This window comes from Pseudarthrobacter sp. SSS035, from assembly GCF_023273875.1.
Lineage (GTDB): Bacteria > Actinomycetota > Actinomycetes > Actinomycetales > Micrococcaceae > Arthrobacter.
Genome location: NZ_CP096882.1, coordinates 81,618 through 101,107 on the forward strand (window position 1 = coordinate 81,618; position 19,490 = coordinate 101,107).

Sequence of the window (19,490 nt, forward strand, 5' to 3'; positions counted from 1 at the left end):
CTCAACCCACCAGCGAAGCAGCCGTGCCCGTCCGGGACACCGCAAAGAGCTCCAGCCTGGCGTCATCCGGCTGGATGTCGGCCGGATTGTGGGTGACCATGACCACTGTGCGGTCTTTCAGGCCGGCGCGGAGGTCTGCCAGCATTTCCCGTCCCGACTGTGCGTCCAGATGAGCCGTGGGCTCGTCGAGCAGGATAACCTCGGCCCCCGTCAGCAGGGTCCGCGCCACGGCCAGCCGTTGCCGCTCGCCGCCGCTGAGGAAGGAACCGCCCGGCCCGATCCGGGTGTCCAGCCCGGCCGGCAGCCGCGACACCAGGGCGCTGAGGCCGACGGCGGCCAACGCGGCTCCCAGCTCGGCTTCGCCGGCGGCAGGCGCATCAGTGGTAGGCGGCGCATCAGTGGTAGGCGGCGCACCGACGCCCAGCATCAAGTTGCCCCGCAGCGTCGAATCGAACAGGTGCGCCTCCTGCGGGCACCAGGCAACCGTCCCGGTCACCCTTGCCCGGCCCGTGGCGGCCGGCAGGAATCCCAGCAGGACAGCAAGCAGCGTGGACTTCCCCGCGCCGGACGGTCCGGTGACCACCAGCCACGTGCCGGGTCCGGCCGTTGCGGAGACCCCGGAGAACACGGGTTCCCCGCCGGGCCAGGCCGCCCCGACGCCTTCCAGTTCAACCCCCGCGGCGGCACCGGAACGGGCGGGGACAGCATGCAGGCCGTCGCCGGCCCCGGTTTCCGTGGCGCCGCCATCCAGCACCCCTGACTCCGCGACCCGGCGCATAACGCTGCGAAGCGCCGGGTACTGGCGCACCGCCGTCGTCATCGCCGCGTACGGTTCCACGAGTGCAAGCTGCAGCAGGACAACAACCGCGGCCGTGGCGGGCTCCATGGTTACTGCCAGCACCTGGGGTGCGGTCAGCACGGCAGCAGCCAAGGCGGCTGTGCCGCAGGCGGCGACGGTGATGGCCTGGCCGAGGCCTTCGGCCCAGGCGGAACGCTGCGATGCCCGTGTGGCCAGGCGGTCCTCGGCGCGCAGCGCGTCCAGGACGGTTGTAGCGATGCCGTTCGCGTGCAGCTCCGCCCGGGCATCCAGCGCAGCGGACGTGCGCCGCAGGACGCCTGCCCGCAGGCTTTGTTCCGCTGTGGCCGAGCGGCGGTCCCCCCACAGGGCGGCGGCCGGCGCCACGAACAGGCTGACAGCTGCTGCCAAGGCAACGGCCGGCAACGCGGCCGGCGCCACGAGGGCGGTTGCCACCAGCGCCGAACCGGCCACTGCGAGCGCCGTGGCGGGCGGGAGGACAACCCGCGGCAGCAGGTCCCGGACGGTGTCGACGTCGTCAATCACCGTACCCAGGACGTTGCCGCCCTGCAGGAGCCGCCGGAGGGAGAGTGCCTTGCGGCTCAGTGATTCCCAGAGCCGGCCGCGCAGGCGGGTGAGGGCGCCGAAGACGGCGTCATGCAGCAGGAGCCGTTCCCAGTAGCGCAGGACGGCGCGCCCGATCCCGAAGAACCGCACACCGACGATGGCAGTGAGCAGGTACAGGATGGGCGGCTGTTCGCTGGCCCTGATGATGAGCCAGCCGGAGAGGCCTGACAGGGCAACGGCGAAAAGGGCGGCAAAAGTGCCAACCACGGCGGCGCCGGTGAAGCGCCCGGACACCGGTGACAGCAGGCCAGTGAGGAGGCGGAAAGTCCCGCCTGGCCGGGAACCCCCGGCAGCGGGCGTCTGCGTCCTCGCCGGACGGGTCCGTGCAGTTTCCCGGGCCTGTCCGTCCTCCACAACGGCCACGGCGGCGCCGTCATGCCCGGCCCCGGACAGCCCAGCTCCGTCGGAGGGCGCCGTGATGCCGTGGGCGGAAACAGGCACCAGGTGGTCAGCCAGCTCGCGGGTCTGCTGGTCGTGGGCCACCAGGATGACGGTGACCTGGCCCCGGAGCGCACGGATCGAGTCCTGCACGAGCGCAGCCGACACGCCGTCAAGGTGTGCGGTGGGCTCGTCGAGAAGCAGAACAGTGGCACCGGACCTGATTCGGGCCAGGCCGCGCGCCAGCGCAACGCGCCGCAGCTCACCCGGGCTAAGTTCGGCCGGATGGTGGCCGGCGAGGTGCCCGGCAGCCGCAGCGGCCAGACAATCCGCGGCCGCTGCCGGAGTATCTGGGCCCCTTCCGCCACCGAGGTACAGCATGACCTCCTCGAGCACGGAGTCCGCCACCATGACCGGGTGCTGCGGGACCCAGGCGATCGCGTTGCGTGCCAGGCCGGAGAGGCTGCCGGAAACTGTGGTTCCGCCGCCGTCCCCGATGGTCCCGGCCAGCACGCCCAGGATGGTGCTTTTGCCGGCGCCGCTGGGACCGTCCAGGGCGGTGATCAGCCCGTGCGGGGCAGTGAAGCTTAAGGGCCCGACGGCGGGAGCGGACCGTCCGGAGTACGTGACACTGAGATCGGTGACCGTCACTCCCCCGGACCCGGGCACGGAACCCCGGCTGCCGCCGTCGGACGCGGCAGCTTCGCGTCCCTGTGCGGGCAGCGGCTGCGGCTCGGGTGCTTCAGTGACCTTCCTGGTCTCGGCCAGGGCCGCCCGGCCGTCATCACTGGCGTGGTGGGCGGTGCCCAGCTCGCGCAGCGGCAGGTAGCAGTCCGGCGCAAGAATCAGCGCCAGGAGGCCGGCCTCAAGCGGCATGTCGCCGTGCACCAGGCGGACGCCGATGAACACGGCAACCACTGCGACGGAAATCGTGGCGATGAGTTCCAGAGCCAGTGCTGACAGGAACGCGGTTCGCAGTGTCCCCATGGTCCTGGCGCGGTATTCCTCCGAGATCTCCTCGAGGGCCTTGCGCTGCGCGGTGGCACGGCCCAGTCCCACCAGGACGGGCAGGCCCTTGGCCAGCTCCAGCATGTGGGCGGACAGCCGGGTCAGGGTTTCCTGGGCCTCACGGACATGGTCCTCGGTGTACCGGCCGATCAGCACCATAAACAGCGGGACCAGCGGAACCGTCAGGACAATCACCACCGCGCTGACCCAGTCCGTGAACAGGATGCGCGCCCCGAGCAGCAACGGGATCGCGGCACAGTTCACCAGCGCGGGAAGAAACTGTGTGTAGTAGCTGTCCAGCGCGTCCAACCCGCGCGTAGCCAGCACGGCCAGTCCGCCGTCGGCCGGGCCGGTGCTGCGCGCACCGTTCCGCAGGGCCCGGGCCAGCAGTTCGGAGCGGAGTTCCTCCTTGATGCCCAGCGCTGCGCGGTGCGCGGCGATGCCCTGGGCCCACACGGTGGCGGACCTCAGGACGACGCCCGCCAAGCCCCAGGGCAACTGCTCGGGCCAGGACGCATTCCCGGTGGCCAAGCCGGCCAGCATGGCAGCCACGGCCTGCCCCATCAGAACAAGCGACAGCGCCTTTAGCGCCGCCAGCAGGCCAAGCCAGTAGATGGCGGAACGGGTGGCCGGTCCGGCCGGAAAGTCCGGGCGCACGTGCCGGTCAGCCCTTCGCGGTGAAGGCCCGGACGGCAATGGCCGGCAGGAAGCTGTGGGCTGCGGGGATCTGGGACGCGCTGACCCTGCGCCGGAATACCCAGTAGGTCCACGCCTGGTAAGTGATCACCAGGGGCAGGCCAACGGCTGCCACCACGCTCATGAGCCCGAGCGTGTAATCGGACGACGACGCGTTGGCGATGGTGAGGTCAAACGCCGGGTCCAGGGTGGAGGGCAGCACCACCGGGAACACTGCGCCGAAGATTGACGCGCTCCCGAGGACGAGGAAGACTCCCATCGCCATAAACGCCCTGCCTTCGGATCCCCGACGCACCAGGAGCCACGCCGCTGCTGCGGCCACCACGGCCACGATCACCGCCGCCCAGGTCCACGGCTTGCCTTCCAAAAACTGGAGGATAAGTGCCCAGCCGGCCAGGGGCAGCAGCAGGACCGGAAGCAGCCGGACGAACCAGCGGCGCGCACGGTGGCGGATGTCGCCGTCGGTCTTCAACGCAAGGAACGCCAGCGCGTGCAGCAGGGAGAACCCCACTACCGCCAGCCCGCCCAGCACGGCGTAACCGCTGAACCAGGCGAACGGACCGCCGACGCGGTCACCGTTCGCGTTCAGCGGCAGGCCGGTGGTGGTCAGGGCCAGGGCGGCGCCGACACCGAAGGCGGCAAAAAAGGAGCCCAGGGCGATGGCCCAGTCCCAGCGCGCGCGCCATGTGTCGGTGTCGCCCTTGCCGCGGTATTCGAACGCCACGGCACGGAAGATAAGGGCAACCAGCACCACCAGCAGGGGGAGGTAGAGGGCGGAAAACAGCGAGGCGTACCACAGCGGGAAGGCCGCAAACGTTGCGGCCCCGGCCGTAATCAGCCACACCTCGTTGCCGTCCCAGACCGGGCCGACGGTGTTCAGCAGCACCCGGCGCTCAGTGTTGTTCCGCGCGAACAGCTTCATCAGCATTCCGACGCCGAGGTCAAAGCCTTCAAGGAAGAGGTAGCCGGTCCAAAGCACCGCGATGACGATGAACCAGATGGTGGGAAGCAGTTCCATGCTCGAGTATCCTCTGCTCTTCTTAGTAGGCGAATGCCAGGACGTCGTCGGCAGGCTTGCCGGTGCCGGGGCCCTTGCTGGCGTCCCGGTTTTCGTCGGCGGGGGTGTGTGCAAGTTCCGGCATGGCGGATACCACGCCGCCCCGGATGAACTTGACCAGGAGCTTGACCTCCACCACCAGCAGCGCGGCATAGACGGCGGTCAGGACGATCAGTGACGTCAGCAGTTCACCGGCGGAGACTCCGGGTGAGACGGCCGCGGCGGTGAACATAAACACCTGGTCGATGCCGTTCAGGTCCGGGTTGGGGGCCACCACAAACGGCTGCCGGCCCATCTCGGTGAAGATCCAGCCGGCCGCGTTGGCGCCGAACGGGGCCAGGATGCCGAGCACCGCCAGGCGCATCAGCCACCGCGACGCGGGCACGGTGCCCTTCCGCGTCACCCAGAGCGCGATGAGCGCCGCCAGTGCCGCGAGGCCGCCGAAGCCGATCATCATCCGGAAGCCCCAGTAGGTGACTTCCATGACCGGGACGTACTCGATCTCCTGGCCGGCCCGCTCGCCGTAGATCGGGCTGTCGGGGAGGTGGGTTCCGTAGTCGGCCTTGTACTGGTCCAGGAGGCTATTGACGCCCTTGACTTCGGTAGTGAAATCGCCCTTGGCGAGGAAAGACAGGATGCCCGGGACCTCGATCAGGGCCACAATCTCGTCGCAGTTCTTGGAGCCAAGGTTCCCGACGCTGAGCACGGAAAAGCCGGTGCCGTCGTGGCAGGCGGCTTCAGCCGCGGCCATCTTCATGGGCTGCTGCTCAAACATCAGCTTGCCCTGCAGGTCGCCGGTCAGGGCGGTGCCGGCGAAGGAGATCATGGCGACGACGGCCCCGATCCGCAACGAGCGGATCCACACTTTGTAATCGGTCCGGTCACGGCCGGGGATGGCTGCTTCGCCGGGAATCACCTTCCCGTCGGCGCCGATGGTGTCGATACCGTCGGTGCGCCTGCGCCAGAGGTGGTACCAGGCAATGCCGAGGAGGAAGCCGCCGGCAACGGCCAGGGCTCCCATCAGGGTGTGCGGAAAGGCCACCAGGGCGGTGTTGTTGGTGAACACGGCCCAGGCGTCCGTCATGACCGGCCGGCCGTCAATGATCTCCGCGCCCACCGGATGCTGCATCCAGCTGTTGGCCACAATGATGAAGTACGCGGAGAACACCGATCCCACCACTGCAACCCAGAGGCAGGCCAGGTGGATGCCCGGCTTCAGCTGCTTCCAGCCGAAGATCCACAGGCCCAGGAACGTGGACTCAACGAAGAAGGCCAGCAGCGATTCCAGGGCCAGCGGCGCCCCGAACACGTCTCCGACAAACCGGCTGTACTCGCTCCAGGCCATGCCGAACTGGAACTCCTGCACAATGCCGGTGGCCACGCCCATGATGAAGTTGATCAGGAAGAGCTTGCCCCAGAACTTGGTCATCCGGAGGTATTCGGCCTTGCCGGTGCGGTGCCAGAGCGTCTGCATCACGGCCACCACCAGGCCCAGTCCGATGGTGAGCGGCACCATCATGAAGTGGTAGACGGTGGTGATGCCGAATTGCCAGCGTGCGATTTCCAGAGCTTCCACAGCAGTCCCTCGGGTTGGCGGTGCAACTTTTCTACGTTTCGTAGAACTTTGACTTCTACAGAGTGTAGAACAATGCGGCGGGCACTGTAAACCAACAGTTCCATGTGGAAGTGGCGCCCACAAGGCCGCGGCGCGCCGAGTGTTCTACCGTACGTAGAAACTCAGGCGAAAAACAGGTAAATTTGTTTTTGTATATGTAGCGCTGGTGCAGTCACCGCGGTCCTCGACGGCCCGGTGCGGGGAAATCGAAGGATGTATCGCAATGGCAAGTCTTGGCGAACTGGAACGGGCAGTGATGGATCTGCTCTGGGCGGGCCACGAAGCAGCCACCGCGAATACCCTGCGCGACAGACTGGCAACAACCACCGAGGCAAAAGGGGATGCGGCCGGGCATGAGGGCAAGGAGCTCGCCGTCACCACGGTCCTGACCGTCCTCTCACGGCTTGAGAAGAAGGGCCTTGTGGAGCGGGAACGCGGTACGCGGCCGCACCGCTACCAGGCCGTTTCCAGCAGGGAAGACCACACGGCGGAGCTGATGCACGAAGTGCTGGGCTCGGCGCCTGACCGTGAAGCCGTGCTGGCACGGTTCATCGGCTCCGTGACGGACAGTGAAGCGGAAACACTGCGCAAACTGCTTGGCCACATCTAGCGGACCATGTTCTGGACCTCGTACCTGCTGGCGGTCCTGGCGATAGTCCTGGCGTGGCCAGTGCCTATCCTTCTTTCCCGTGCCTCGTGGCCTGCCCGGTCTCCGTTCACGGCCATGCTGCTGTGGCAGGCAATAGCACTTGCGGGTGGGCTGTCCATGATCGGCGCCATGCTGGTCTACGGGCTCGAACCGATCGGTGACAACCTCATCTCCGGGCTTCGCGGGCTGGCGGATATGGTCCTGTTCAACGCGCCCACCACGGCCTTGGGCTTCTGGCATCTGTTCGCCCTGTCCGCCGCGGCGCTGCTCACCGCCCACCTGGTCTTCACCCTCTTGCTGACCTACTACAAGATCGAACGGCAGCGGCGTCGGCACCGGGAACTCCTGGCCCTGTTAGCCGCCCCGTCCATCGACGCGGCCCGCACGGTGGTCATCAGCCACGATTCACCCGTCGCCTATTGCCTGCCCGGCGGGGCCCGCTCCGTCACGGTACTCTCGGACGGCCTGATGGCCGCGCTGGAGCCGGCTGAGTTGCGGGCCGTCCTGAGCCACGAGAATGCCCACCTCAACCAGCGCCACCATCTCCTGCTCTGGGCGTTTGCGGCGTGGCGCCAGGCGCTCCCCTGGCTGCCCACCACCCGCCTCGCTCAGGAAGCGGTGAACTCGCTCATCGAAATGCTGGCGGACGACGTCGCGCTGAAGTCGGAAAGCAAGGCCACGCTGATCAAGGCGATCGCCATTGTGGCCAGCGGACCCACCGGAAGTATGACGGCGGGGATGGCGGGAAGCATGGCGGCCGCCGCCATACCGTCCGCGCACCCCGGCCTTGCCCTGGACGGGCTTGAGGCGCCCACCGGCGCCGTCTCAGGTTCTGCCCGGACCACCATTTCCCGGGTCAGCCGGCTGCTGTCCCCTGAGCCGCAGCTGTCTGCCGCTGCCCGCGGGATGGTGCTTGCCGGCTGCGCCCTGCTCCTGGCCGTGCCCACCGCCCTGCTGATCGTGCCGGGCCTGCTGGGCTGAACCGCCGTCGTGGATGGGACCGCCGTCGTGGATGGGACCGCCGTCGTGGATGGGACCGCCGTCTGGACTGAACCCCGGCATGGGCTGTGCCGACGACCGCCTGGCCGTCACAGGACGTCAGGCGTCGATCCGCTCCCGGTCCAGGCTGGAGGCGCCGGCGATGATGAAGTCCTTGCGGGGGGCAACATCGGACCCCATCAGCAGGTCGAACGTGTCCTCCGCGTGCTTGGCGTTCTCGATCCCCACCTTGCGCAGTGTCCGGTGCCGCGGGTCCATGGTGGTCTCGGCAAGCTGTCCGGCGTCCATCTCGCCCAGGCCCTTGTACCGCTGGATCGGTTCCTTGTAGCGCTTGCCTTCCTTGGCCAGCCGGGCCAGGAGCACATGGAGTTCCGCCTCCGAGTAGGTGTAGATCATGTCGTTGGCTTTCTGCCCGGCGTTGATGACCTCCACCCGGTGCAGCGGCGGCACGGCAGCATAGACCCGTCCGGCGTCGATCATAGGGCGCATGTACCGGAAGAAGAGTGTCAGCAGCAGGGTCCGGATGTGGGCGCCGTCGACGTCGGCGTCGGTCATGAGAATGACTTTGCCGTACCGGGCCGCGTTGATGTCGAAGCTGCGTCCGGATCCCGCGCCCACTACCTGGATCAGCGCGGCGCACTCCGTGTTGGACAGCATGTCCCCCACGGACGCCTTCTGCACGTTCAGGATCTTGCCGCGGATGGGCAGCAGTGCCTGGAAGTCCGAGGACCGCGCCAGCTTGGCGGTTCCCAGTGCGGAGTCGCCTTCCACGATGAAGAGTTCGGAACGGTCGACGTCGTCCGTCCGGCAGTCGGCAAGCTTGGTAGGCATGGACGAGGTTTCCAGAGCATTCTTGCGCCGCTGGGTTTCCTTGTGCACGCGAGCGGAAATCCTGGACTTCATCTCGCTGACGATCTTTTCCAGGAGCAGCGCGGAGTGGGCTTTGTCGTTCCGGTTGGCTGAATTCAGCTTCGCGGTGATCTCCTGCTCCACCACCTTCGAGACGATGGCGCGGACGGCGGAGGTGCCCAGGATTTCCTTCGTCTGGCCTTCGAACTGCGGTTCGGCCAGCCGGACCGTCAGGACAGCTGTCAGGCCGGCGAAGATGTCATCCTTCTCGATCTTGTCGTTGCCGGCTTTCAGCTTGCGGGCGTTGGCCTCCACTGCTTTCCGGAACGTCTTGACCAGCGCCTGCTCGAAGCCCGACTGGTGGGTTCCGCCTTTGGGCGTGGCGATGATGTTGACGAAGCTGCGGACGGTGCTGTCATAGCCGATGCCCCACCGGAGAGCCACGTCCACTTCGCAGTCACGTTCAACCTCGGCGAGCTGGCTGTGGCCGCGTTCGTCGAGTACCGGCACGGTTTCCTTGAATTTTCCCGAGCCGTGCAGCCGCCAGACGTCGGTGACGGCGGGATCGGCGGCGAGGAACTCGACGAACTCGGACAGGCCGCCGTCGTGGTGGAACACCTCTTCGTGGCCGGCTGCCTCACCGGGGGTTCCGGGCAGCCTGCGCTCATCGCGGACGGTGAGCTTGAGTCCCGGTACCAGGAAAGAGGTCTGTCGTGCCCGTGCGGCCAGTTCGTCGTAGGAGAATTTGGCGTCCGGCGTGAAAATCTGGCGGTCCGCCCAGTAGCGGATCCGGGTCCCGGTCACACCACGCTTCGCCTTGCCCACCACATCGAGCACCGAGCCGTCCACAAACGGCGCAAACACCGCCGACGGGTCCAGCTTGGATCCCTGGTCCTTGAAGCGCCCAGGCTCGCCGCGCCGGAACGACATTTTGTAGGTCTTGCTGCCGCGGTCCACTTCAACGTCCAGGCGCGCAGACAGGGCGTTCACCACGGAGGCGCCCACGCCGTGCAGGCCGCCGGAGGCCGTGTAGGACCCGCCGCCGAATTTGCCGCCCGCATGGAGCTTGGTGAAGACCACCTCGACGCCGGTGAGTCCCGTCTTGGGTTCCATGTCCACGGGGATGCCGCGGCCGTCGTCGTGGATTTCCACCGAGTTGTCCGCGTGCAGGATGATCTTGATGTCGTGGCCAAATCCGGCAAGCGCTTCGTCCACCGAGTTGTCGATGATCTCCCACAAGCAGTGCATCAGCCCGCGCGAATCGGTGGAACCGATGTACATGCCGGGGCGCTTGCGGACGGCCTCGAGGCCCTCCAGGACAGAAAGGTGCCGGGCGGTGTAATCAGAACTTGGTGCCACGGGTTGTGAACTCCTTCAGTGACGGAACAGCTGGCGCTGCGGGCGCTCCATCAAGCCTAGTCGGCGCGGCGGCAGACAGAGGGCTGCCACACTTCCTCCGGGCTGTGGGCAAGGCCACTCGTTATCTTTCCGTGACCGAAACCGTCGGGCTTGATCCATTCTTGTGGCTACGCGGACAGCGAACTTGACCCGTCCTTGCGATGGGATTGGTACGAATACTGGTTATATAGACATACAGATCTACTAAGGAGGCCGACATGACAACAGCAGTGGCAGACCGCACACTCAACGCACTGGACCGGTGCGATCGTTGCGGGGCTCAAGCATATGTCCGCGTTGTACTCGAGTCCTCCGGCGGTGAGCTGCTGTTCTGCGGCCACCATGCCCGTGCAATCGAGGCTACGCTGAGGCCGTTGAGCTCAGACTGGCACGACGAGACGGGCAGGCTTCACGAGAAGGCTCCCGTGTCCGTCGACTGATCAGGCGCACCACAACCTGATGCACCTCGAAGAGGACCCCTCCAGCCGGAGGGGTCCTCTTTTGTCGTTATCTCTTGCTATGAAGCCCCAGACAGGAAAACGCGGGTCCCCTTCCACCCATCGATCCGAAGATGACGGGCGGAAGGGGACCCGCGCTGCCTGCGTCCTGATCTAGTCCAGGTAGTCCCGCAGCACCTGCGACCGTGACGGGTGGCGGAGCTTGGACATGGTCTTGGATTCGATCTGGCGGATGCGCTCACGCGTAACACCGTAGACCTTGCCGATTTCGTCTAAAGTCTTCGGCTGGCCGTCGGTCAGGCCGAAACGCATGGCCACCACGCCGGCTTCGCGCTCGGACAGGGTGTCCAGGACGGAGTGCAGCTGTTCCTGCAGGAGCGTGAAGCTCACGGCATCGGCGGGAACCACAGCCTCGGAATCCTCGATAAGGTCGCCGAACTCGGAGTCACCGTCTTCACCCAGCGGGGTGTGCAGGGAGATCGGTTCGCGGCCGTACTTCTGGACCTCGACGACCTTCTCCGGAGTCATGTCCAGTTCGAGGGCCAGCTCTTCGGGCGTGGGTTCGCGGCCCAGGTCCTGAAGCATCTGGCGCTGCACGCGGGCCAGCTTGTTGATGACTTCAACCATGTGCACCGGGATGCGGATGGTGCGGGCCTGGTCTGCCATGGCGCGGGTAATGGCCTGGCGGATCCACCACGTGGCGTACGTGGAGAACTTGAAGCCCTTGGTGTAGTCGAACTTCTCGACAGCACGGATCAGGCCCAGGTTGCCTTCCTGGATAAGGTCCAGGAACAGCATGCCGCGGCCGGTGTAGCGCTTGGCCAGCGACACCACGAGGCGGAGGTTGGCTTCGAGCAGGTGGTTCTTGGCGCGCTTGCCGTCGTGGATGACGAACTCAAGTTCGCGCTTGAACTTGGGGTCCATCGAGCCGTCGTCGGCGTTGATTTTCTCTTCGGCGAAGAGTCCGGCTTCGATCCGGAGCGCGAGGTCGACTTCCTGCTCGGCATTGAGCAGCGCAACCTTACCGATCTGCTTGAGGTAGTCCTTGACGGGGTCAGCCGTAGCGCCGGCCGACATCACCTGCTGGACAGGGGCGTCGTCGTCATCGGCATCCGAGTAGACAAAGCCCTTGCCCGTTGCTGCTGAGGCGGCCTTGGCGGCGTTGATCTCGCTGTCATCAGCGATGTTGATGTCGTCGAGGTCCTCCTCAACGTCCTCATCATCGTCGCCACGCGCAGATTTTCCGGCTGCTTCAGCAGCGGCTTTGGCACCGGGCTTGGGCCCGCGCTTCTTGGGCTCAGGCTTGCCGTCCAACCCGGTGTCACCGGAGGCATCCTTAATGGCTTTGTTGGCTGCCCGCGTCGCTGCTCGCTTGGCGTTAGTTGCAGCCTGCTTCGCCTCAGGGGACAAATCGTCCTGGGCGGCGGGATCCTTCTTCGCGGAAGACGGGGTCACAGAAAACCTTTCTAGCGGCGGTCTGTGGAATCACCATACGGGCAACACCACTATGACCCTGTCAAGTCCGTGATGAATATCAGGTGCAACCACGGCCGGCAGAGTCTACAAGTAGAACTGCCGGGGCGGCCATAATGTTCCCGACTGGGCTTCATCACATGCACTTGATTCACGGACCCAACCGGGTCTCGGCAACCATTGTCTCACGGTTTTCCCAAACCCGACCTAAAGGCTGCCCCACCCCCGGTCCCCCACTGGTATGGCTGCTACTGATCAGGCGGCATCCGGTTCGAATTTACGCCAGGCGGCTTCCTTGCGCGCAGCCCAGCCACAGAGCGTGCCACGCTGGACAAGTTCGAGCAGGAGTTCGGCCAGCCGGTATCCAGGTTCCTCGTCAAGCGCCTGCCCCAGATGCGCTGCAGCATACGAGCCACGTCCGCGGCACCACGAAATCCAGCCTCGTCCAGACAGCGCCGCTGCCGCTGCCTGTCCTCCCCCGGCAGCCAACAGCTCCAGGACACGGTCCAGGTTGTTCATGCTGGTCCAGTCCGGCAAGGGCGGCTCCAGGCCCAGCAAGATCTCGCCGTAGCCCGGCACCGGTGGCTCGGCGCCCGGGACCGGACCAGGCGTGACAACCGCGGTGCCGGACCCGGTTCCCAGGACACCAGCGCCCCGCGGCCGCACTGGCGCCAGCTGGCATGTGGCGTCGAAGATCCCAAACTGGTCCGCACCGGCACACGCGGCAGCCCTGCCCGCGGCAGCCATCACCAGGACCGCATCCCGCCAGGAAGGTACACGGAGTGATGCGCGGAAGAAGCCCTGGATGAGGGGGTCGGCCGGACACTGGCCGGAAAGGAACAGCGGTTCCCACGAGTCCAGGAGCGCGTCGAACTGGGCCCTGCTGCCCCGGCGGACATCCAGCGGGACCGTCCACGCCGCCTCGGCTGCACGCAGCCGGGCCCTGGACTCCGCCGACATTGCTGCGGGCGCGGGACCCCGGTCTTCCGGCGCGGGCCCGACGCTGCTGCCGCGGAAGACCATCTCGGCATTTAGCATGCTGTCCCGGATCGCCTGAACCGACCGGCCCGGCGAGGGGCAGCAGGACGGATCAGTGCAAAAAGCATCACGCCAGAAGGCGTCGCCGACATACCAGGCGTCCCGCACCGGCATCCCCGCGTCCCCCAGTTCCGACTGCAAGGCGTCCAGTAGCCCGCGGTAGGTTCCAGGGGGTTCCATCCAGCCGTCGTTGGTGAAACAGGCCAGCAGGGCGGCGTCGGCATTCTCGTCAGCCTGGAGATAGTCACGCACGGTGCGGGCGTAGTCCCGCGGGTCCGCGAGCGTTTCCGGGCCTGGAAGATCCAGCCTCAGGGTCGCTCCCAGCCGGTTCCCCTGCAGGGTCATCGCAACCAGGCTGTCGGCCGGCCAGTAGCCCAGGGAATGCGGAATGAACCCGAGGATGTCTTCAGGGCCTCGGACGGTCAGGTGTTCTGAAGGTTTCATGGTTCCAGCTTTGGCGCAGCGCGAGCCGCGGTGAAGCGCCAACATACCGTATGTGAATAACCTGCCTGTGCAGGAAAGGTGTCAGTCTTTGCCCGCGCGGTCCTTGGACTCGGAAGGCTGGCGACGCTGGGCCAGGTTCGCCCGCCGCTGCTGCGCCATGGCCCGAAGGAGCGGCGGCACCACAACACCCTGCGCTGCCATCTGGCGCCGCACTTTGCGCCGACAGGCAATCGTCATGGCGGCGCCAAAGCCCAGCAGCAGGAACTGAACGCTGAGTGCGATCCGGAACGGTTCAAGCCCGTACAGGACACCGCCGGAATAGCCGATGGCCAGCAGGACGTCCAGCACCAGGCCGATCAGGAAGATGGCCACGAGGGCCGCGATGAAGCCACCCACATTCACGATGCCCGTTGCGGTACCGATCCTGTGCGCCGGATTGAACGTGCGCGCGAAATCAAACCCGATCATCGATCCTGGCCCCCCGATGGCCAGGACGACCACCAGGCACGCCAGCAGCCATAGCGGGGAACGGCCAGGCATCAGCAGCACCGCGGCCCAGGCAGCGGCCGTGGCGCCGGCGATGAGCAGGACCATCGTTGACCGGCGAAGCGGGTGACGGGAGACGAACTGCCCAATGAAGGGGCCCACCGCCATCGCCGCTGCAACGTACAAGGTCATGAGGCCGGCCACGGTTCCGGCATCCAGGCCCTGCCCCGAGATCAGGAACGGATATCCCCAGGTCATGGCGAAGACGGTGCCGCTGAACTGGATGGTGAAGTGGCTCCACATCCCCAGCCGGGTACCCGGCTGGCGCCAGGCCCGCGCGAGCGAGGCGCCCGTGGCTTTCAACCCCTGCTGCGCCTGCGGCGCGGGCGCACCGGGCGGGTGGTCCTTCAAGAGCACCAGCACCAGGACAACCGCCACGCCCGCCATTCCCGCCAGCATCAGGAAACCGGAGGTCCAGCCAAAGGAATGCAAGACAAAGGCGAAAGGCAGCACACTGAACAGCTGCCCCAGCTGGCCTGACATGCCCGTCAGCTGGGTGACCAAGGGAACCCTGGCCGGCGCGAACCACAACGGAATCAGGCGGATCACGGAAATAAAGGTCATGGCGTCCCCGGCGCCCACCAGAACCCGCCCCGCCACACCGCCGGGGATGGTGTCGGCGAAGGCCAACTGGAGCTGGCCAAGACCCATCAGGACGGCTCCACCGGCGATCATGGCGCGCGAGCCGAATCTGTCCACCAGCAGGCCCACGGGGATCTGCAGGCCGGCGTAGACCAGCAATTGCAGCACCGTAAAGAAGGAGATGGCCGACGCACCGGCATGGAACCGCTCGGTGGCCTCAAGTCCCACCACACCGAATGACGTGCGCTGGGAGACGGCCACAAGGTAGGCGAAGATGCCGATGGTCCAGATCAGCCAGGCTCGGGATGCAGTCACCCCCTCATTATGCCCGGGCTGCTGCCCGGACCACGGCAAGCGTCTGCCAGGCGGACGCCGTGGGGCCGGCTACGGGTGCGGGTTCTCGCGGGCCAGGTAAGCCTCCACTGCCGCGCCCAGCTCGTCCCCGTTGGGCAGTTCGTCATTTTCATCGGCCAGGAGGGAACGCCGGACGGTGCCCTCGGCCTTCTCGTCGTACCGCTCCTCCAGCCGGGTGACCACCTGCTGGACATCTTCGGAGGCGGCCACCTGCTCGGCGATCTGGCGGCCCACTTCCCGGCCCGCTTCGCGGAGCCGGTCCGCCGGCAACATCAGGGACGTCGCGGCACCGAGGAATTCGAGTCCGGCCACGGCGGCCGGCGGGTATTCCGCCTCAGCGAGGTAGTGCGGAACGTGGATCACGTAGCCGGCAACATTGCGCCCGGCTTCCATCAGCCGCAGCTCCAGAATGTGCCCTACGGCCGCCGGAACGTCAACGGTGGGCTTCCAGACCGAAATGCCCTCGATCAGTTCCGGACGGTTGCCGTGGACTGTCACACCCACCGGGCGCGTGTGCGGCACCGGCATGGGAATGGAATGGATCCAGGTCACGAGGTTCACGTCCAGCTTTTCCACAATGCCGACGACGGCGCGTGCGAACCGCTCCCATTGAAGGTCGGGTTCAAAACCGGCCAGCAGCAGGAAGGGGCTGCCGAGCCCGTCCGTCAGCTTGTACAGCGCCAGCTTCGGCTCCTGATAGTCCTGCAGATGATCCTCCACGAAGGAGATGTGGGGCCTCCGCGACCGGTAGTCGATGAGCTGGTCGGCGTCAAACACAGCAACCGGCACGGCGTCGAGGGTGTCCAGGAGCTCCGCATTGATCTGCCTCACCACGTGGCCGGCATCGGCAAAGCCGGTGAAACCCATCACCAGGTTCAGCCCGCGGAGCGCCGGGCTGTGGAACAGCTCGATGTTGCTCGCATAGAGCGCATCGGGGTCCAGCAGGGAACCGGAAATCCGTTCAAGCACGGCGTCGTCCTTTCAAGGAGTCGGGTGAATATCTTGTACAACGCGGCCAGGCACCCCTGAATTCCGCCAGCGGGTGTGGCGCAGGTCTCAGGAGATTCCGCTGCCGCGGCCCGCAGCGGCTACGATCGTGAATGGCCCGCCGGACGGGTTTACCGGCACCCCGGCGACGTCCCGATCGGACGGCCGCCGGATTTCCATGGCCGAGCGCCTGACATCCATACCAGCGCGAACAGCCTTTTCGAGAATTGAGGACTTACCCCGTGGTCAAGAATACTGAAATCAACCTTAGTACCCTCGCCAAGGACCTGAAGAGGACCCCCAGTGACGCCGTTGTCATCGGCGTGGGGCAGGGATCGGACGGCCCCGTCCTGCTTGAGAATCCGCTGACCGCAAAATCGGCTGAAGCGCTCACAGACTCCCTGAAGGTCCTGGGTGTCACCGGCGCCGCTGACCAGGTGGTCCGGCTGCCCGGCCTGCCGGAAACGGGTTCGGGGGTCCTGGTCCTCGCCGGCGTCGGCAAGGTGGCCGCGGGCCGCCCGCTGACCGAAGAGGCCCTGCGGCGTGCCGCGGGTTCCGCCGTCCGCCAGCTCAGCGGCCTGCCCACCGTTGTCCTCGCGCTCCCGACGGCGGGAGTCGCCGACGTCGCGGCAGTCGCCGAAGGTGCCGCCCTGGGAGCCTATGCGTTCACCGAGTACCGGTCGTCCAACGACGGGCTGAAGGATCCGGTCCGCAACGCAGTGATCTATACGGACGTTACCGCCAATGATGCGCTGCGCTCTGCCCTGACGCGGGCAGGCCTGATCGGCAAAGCCGTCAACGCCACGCGGTCCCTTGTCAACCAGCCGCCCAGCCACCTCTACCCCGAATCCTTCGCCGAGGCCGCCAAGGAACTGTCCAAGGGCCTGCCTGTTAAGGTCACGGTCTGGGACGAAAAGCGCCTCGAAAAAGAAGGCTTCGGCGGCATCATGGGCGTGGGCAAGGGGTCCACGCGACAGCCCCGCCTGGTGAAGGTCGAATACGCCCCCGCAAAGGCCACCGCAAAAATCGCCCTGGTCGGCAAAGGCATCACGTTCGACACCGGCGGAATTTCGATCAAGCCGGCCCTTGGCATGGGTGACATGAAGAGCGATATGGCGGGCGCCGCCGTCGTCCTTAATACTGTCCTGGCCATCGCGGGACTTGGCCTGCCGGTGAAGGCGACCGCCTGGCTCTGCATCGCAGAAAACATGCCCTCCGGTGCGGCCTCGCGGCCGGCGGATGTTCTTACCATGTTCGGCGGCAAAACCGTTGAGGTGCTGAACACCGATGCCGAGGGCCGCCTGGTCATGGCAGACGGCATCGTCGCGGCGAGCCTCGAATACCCTGACGCCATCATCGACGTCGCCACCCTCACCGGTGCGCAGCTCATCGCCCTCGGCAACAGGACCGCCGGCGTGATGGGCTCTGACAGTGTCACCGGACCGCTCAAGGCCGCCGCCGACCGTGCGGGCGAACTGGTGTGGCCGATGCCGCTGCCGGAAGAACTGCGCCCGAGCATCGACTCCCAGGTGGCCGACCTAGCCAATATCGGTGAGCGCCACGGCGGCATGATGACCGCGGCTGTTTTCCTGCGCGAGTTTGTGGGCAAGGGCAAAGACGGGGAGCAGATCCCCTGGGCGCACATCGACATCGCCGGCCCCTCCTTTAACAACGGAAGCCCTTACGGCTACACCCACAAGCAGGGCACGGGCTGCACGGTCCGCACACTGGTTGCCTACGTGGAGGACATCCTGGCGGCTGCCGCCTGACCCCGGGGGAACCCTGACCTGTGCTCTTGAGTTGTCACGCGGCCGCTTGACCTGCGACCGCAGAACCGGCCGTGATCCGTTGGCCACATGGCCGCGTGACACTCGACACAAGCGCCCCACAAAGGCGGCGCCAAGGTGGAGCATGGATGAGGGGTTCGCTAAGGTGAACCCCGGTAGTCACAAATGCACGAGAACCTGCCTGCTGACATAATCACGGCAGTACAAGTTCCAAGACCAGATGATGCGCACGATCGCGTCATCGTTCACGCGAGGGAGCGTCTAAGTGGCCGATCAGGCAACTGCGCAAGAATTCGACATCCTGGTACTAGGTGGCGGCAGCGGCGGATACGCCACAGCCCTGCGTGCCGTACAGCTTGGCTTGACCGTTGGTCTGGTTGAGAAGGCCAAACTGGGCGGCACCTGCCTGCACAACGGCTGTATCCCCACCAAGGCCTTGCTGCACTCCGCAGAAGTTGCCGACCACGCCCGCGACGGCGCCAAGTACGGCGTGAACGTGGAGTTCCAGTCCATCGACATGACCGCCGTGAACGCCTACAAGGACGGCATCATTGCCGGTAAGTTTAAGGGCCTGCAGGGTCTGATCAAGGGCAAGGGCATCACCGTCATTGAGGGCGAAGGCAAGCTCACCGCCCCGGACACCATCACCGTGAACGGCACGGCCTACAAGGGCAAGAACATCGTCCTCGCCACCGGCTCCTACTCCCGCTCCCTTCCGGGCCTGGAAATCGGCGGCCGCGTGATCACCTCTGACGAAGCCCTGAAGATGGACTACGTGCCCAAGAGCGTCATCGTCCTGGGCGGCGGCGTCATCGGCGTCGAATTCGCTTCAGTATGGAAGTCCTTCGGCGTGGACGTCACCATCGTTGAGGGCCTGCCTTCCCTGGTTCCCAACGAAGACGCTTCGATCATCAAGGTCCTGGAGCGCACCTTCAAGAAGCGCGGCATCAAGTTCAACACCGGCACCTTCTTCCAGGGCGTCGAGCAGGACAACGACGGCGTCAAGGTCACCCTGGTGGACGGCAAGACGTTCGAAGCGGACCTTCTGCTCGTGGCTGTCGGACGCGGACCGTCCACGGCGGGCCTGGGATTCGAAGAAGCGGGCGTCACCATTGACCGCGGCTTTGTCATCACCAACGAACGCCTCCACACCGGCGTCGGCAACGTCTACGCCGTCGGCGACATCGTTCCCGGCGTGCAGCTGGCACACCGCGGATTCCAGCAGGGCATCTTCGTCGCCGAAGAAATCGCCGGCATGAAGCCCGTGGTTGTCGACGACATCAACGTCCCCAAGGTCACCTTCTGCGATCCCGAGATTGCCTCGGTGGGATACTCCGAGAAAGCCGCCAAGGAGAAGTTCGGCGAAGACAGGGTTGAAAGCACGGAATACAACCTGGCCGGAAACGGCAAGAGCGCCATTCTGGGCACGGGCGGCATCATCAAGTTCGTCCGCGAAAAAGACGGCCCGGTTGTTGGCGTCCACATGATCGGCACCCGCGTCGGCGAGCAGATCGGCGAAGCCCAGCTGATCGTCAACTGGGAAGCCTACCCGGAAGATGTTGCCGGACTCATCCACGCGCACCCGACGCAGAACGAGGCACTCGGCGAGGCCGCAATGGCCCTGGCCGGTCGCCCGCTTCACGGCTAATTACAGCCAGCAGCACAGCAAGACAACAGGGCTTGGTGCACCCGGCGTGACCCGCCGGGTGCACTAAGCTCGAACAAGCCAGCCATCATCCGCACAAAAGA

13 protein-coding genes are annotated in these 19,490 nt (G+C 66.1%); 5 read left to right on the forward strand and 8 right to left on the reverse strand.

What is annotated here, in order from left to right; translation table 11 throughout:
• Position 1: 1 nt before the first annotated feature.
• From cydD to MUN23_RS00425, 3 genes are read right to left on the reverse strand one after another with little or no spacing between them, the layout of a single operon-like run.
• A complete protein-coding gene (gene cydD, locus MUN23_RS00415) occupies positions 2 to 3,466 on the reverse strand; it encodes a thiol reductant ABC exporter subunit CydD (protein ID WP_248761570.1) in 3,465 nt (1,154 codons plus the stop codon).
• Between the two features lie 7 nt (positions 3,467 to 3,473).
• Complete coding sequence (gene cydB / locus MUN23_RS00420; protein ID WP_248761571.1) at positions 3,474 to 4,523, reverse strand: cytochrome d ubiquinol oxidase subunit II; 1,050 nt, start codon at positions 4,521 to 4,523, stop codon at positions 3,474 to 3,476.
• Positions 4,524 to 4,545: 22 nt separating this feature from the next.
• Complete coding sequence (locus MUN23_RS00425; protein ID WP_248761572.1) at positions 4,546 to 6,138, reverse strand: cytochrome ubiquinol oxidase subunit I; 1,593 nt, start codon at positions 6,136 to 6,138, stop codon at positions 4,546 to 4,548.
• Positions 6,139 to 6,400: 262 nt separating this feature from the next.
• Between MUN23_RS00425 and MUN23_RS00430 the strand changes: the two genes are divergently transcribed.
• Together MUN23_RS00430 and MUN23_RS00435 are read left to right on the forward strand one after the other, a co-directional pair.
• Positions 6,401 to 6,787, forward strand: coding sequence for a BlaI/MecI/CopY family transcriptional regulator (locus tag MUN23_RS00430; RefSeq protein ID WP_058929341.1), 387 nt, complete (start codon positions 6,401 to 6,403; stop codon positions 6,785 to 6,787).
• A 6-nt stretch (positions 6,788 to 6,793) separates the two neighbouring features.
• Positions 6,794 to 7,807 (forward strand): M56 family metallopeptidase, encoded by a 1,014-nt coding sequence (locus tag MUN23_RS00435; RefSeq protein ID WP_248761574.1) that lies wholly within the window; start codon positions 6,794 to 6,796, stop codon positions 7,805 to 7,807.
• 117 nt (positions 7,808 to 7,924) lie between these two features.
• Here MUN23_RS00435 and MUN23_RS00440 read toward each other — a convergent pair whose 3' ends face one another.
• On the reverse strand, positions 7,925 to 10,033 hold the full coding sequence (locus tag MUN23_RS00440) for a type IIA DNA topoisomerase subunit B (protein WP_248761576.1): 2,109 nt from the start codon (positions 10,031 to 10,033) through the stop codon (positions 7,925 to 7,927).
• A 257-nt stretch (positions 10,034 to 10,290) separates the two neighbouring features.
• Between MUN23_RS00440 and MUN23_RS00445 the strand changes: the two genes are divergently transcribed.
• The gene (locus MUN23_RS00445; protein ID WP_056345317.1) at positions 10,291 to 10,512 is read left to right on the forward strand and encodes a hypothetical protein; all 222 of its coding nucleotides are present in this window, start codon (positions 10,291 to 10,293) and stop codon (positions 10,510 to 10,512) included.
• Between the two features lie 171 nt (positions 10,513 to 10,683).
• On the opposite strand, the gene MUN23_RS00450 is transcribed toward MUN23_RS00445, so the two are convergent.
• From MUN23_RS00450 to MUN23_RS00465, 4 genes are all read right to left on the reverse strand, one after another.
• Complete coding sequence (locus MUN23_RS00450) at positions 10,684 to 11,985, reverse strand: RNA polymerase sigma factor (protein ID WP_248761578.1); 1,302 nt, start codon at positions 11,983 to 11,985, stop codon at positions 10,684 to 10,686.
• A gap of 273 nt (positions 11,986 to 12,258) precedes the next feature.
• Positions 12,259 to 13,485, reverse strand: a complete 1,227-nt coding sequence (locus MUN23_RS00455) for a DUF4192 domain-containing protein (protein ID WP_248761580.1) — start codon at positions 13,483 to 13,485, stop codon at positions 12,259 to 12,261.
• 81 nt (positions 13,486 to 13,566) lie between these two features.
• Positions 13,567 to 14,928, reverse strand: a complete 1,362-nt coding sequence (locus MUN23_RS00460; RefSeq protein ID WP_248761582.1) for a nitrate/nitrite transporter — start codon at positions 14,926 to 14,928, stop codon at positions 13,567 to 13,569.
• 69 nt (positions 14,929 to 14,997) lie between these two features.
• Positions 14,998 to 15,936, reverse strand: a complete 939-nt coding sequence (locus MUN23_RS00465) for a proteasome assembly chaperone family protein (RefSeq protein ID WP_248761584.1) — start codon at positions 15,934 to 15,936, stop codon at positions 14,998 to 15,000.
• Positions 15,937 to 16,196: 260 nt separating this feature from the next.
• Here MUN23_RS00465 and MUN23_RS00470 point away from each other — a divergent pair, with 260 nt between their 5' ends.
• Both MUN23_RS00470 and lpdA read left to right on the forward strand, forming a co-directional pair.
• Entirely contained in the window at positions 16,197 to 17,723 is a 1,527-nt protein-coding gene (locus MUN23_RS00470) for a leucyl aminopeptidase (RefSeq protein ID WP_248761586.1), read from the forward strand.
• Between the two features lie 283 nt (positions 17,724 to 18,006).
• Positions 18,007 to 19,389, forward strand: a complete 1,383-nt coding sequence (lpdA, locus tag MUN23_RS00475; RefSeq protein WP_248761587.1) for a dihydrolipoyl dehydrogenase — start codon at positions 18,007 to 18,009, stop codon at positions 19,387 to 19,389.
• The last annotated feature ends 101 nt before the right edge of the window (positions 19,390 to 19,490 follow it).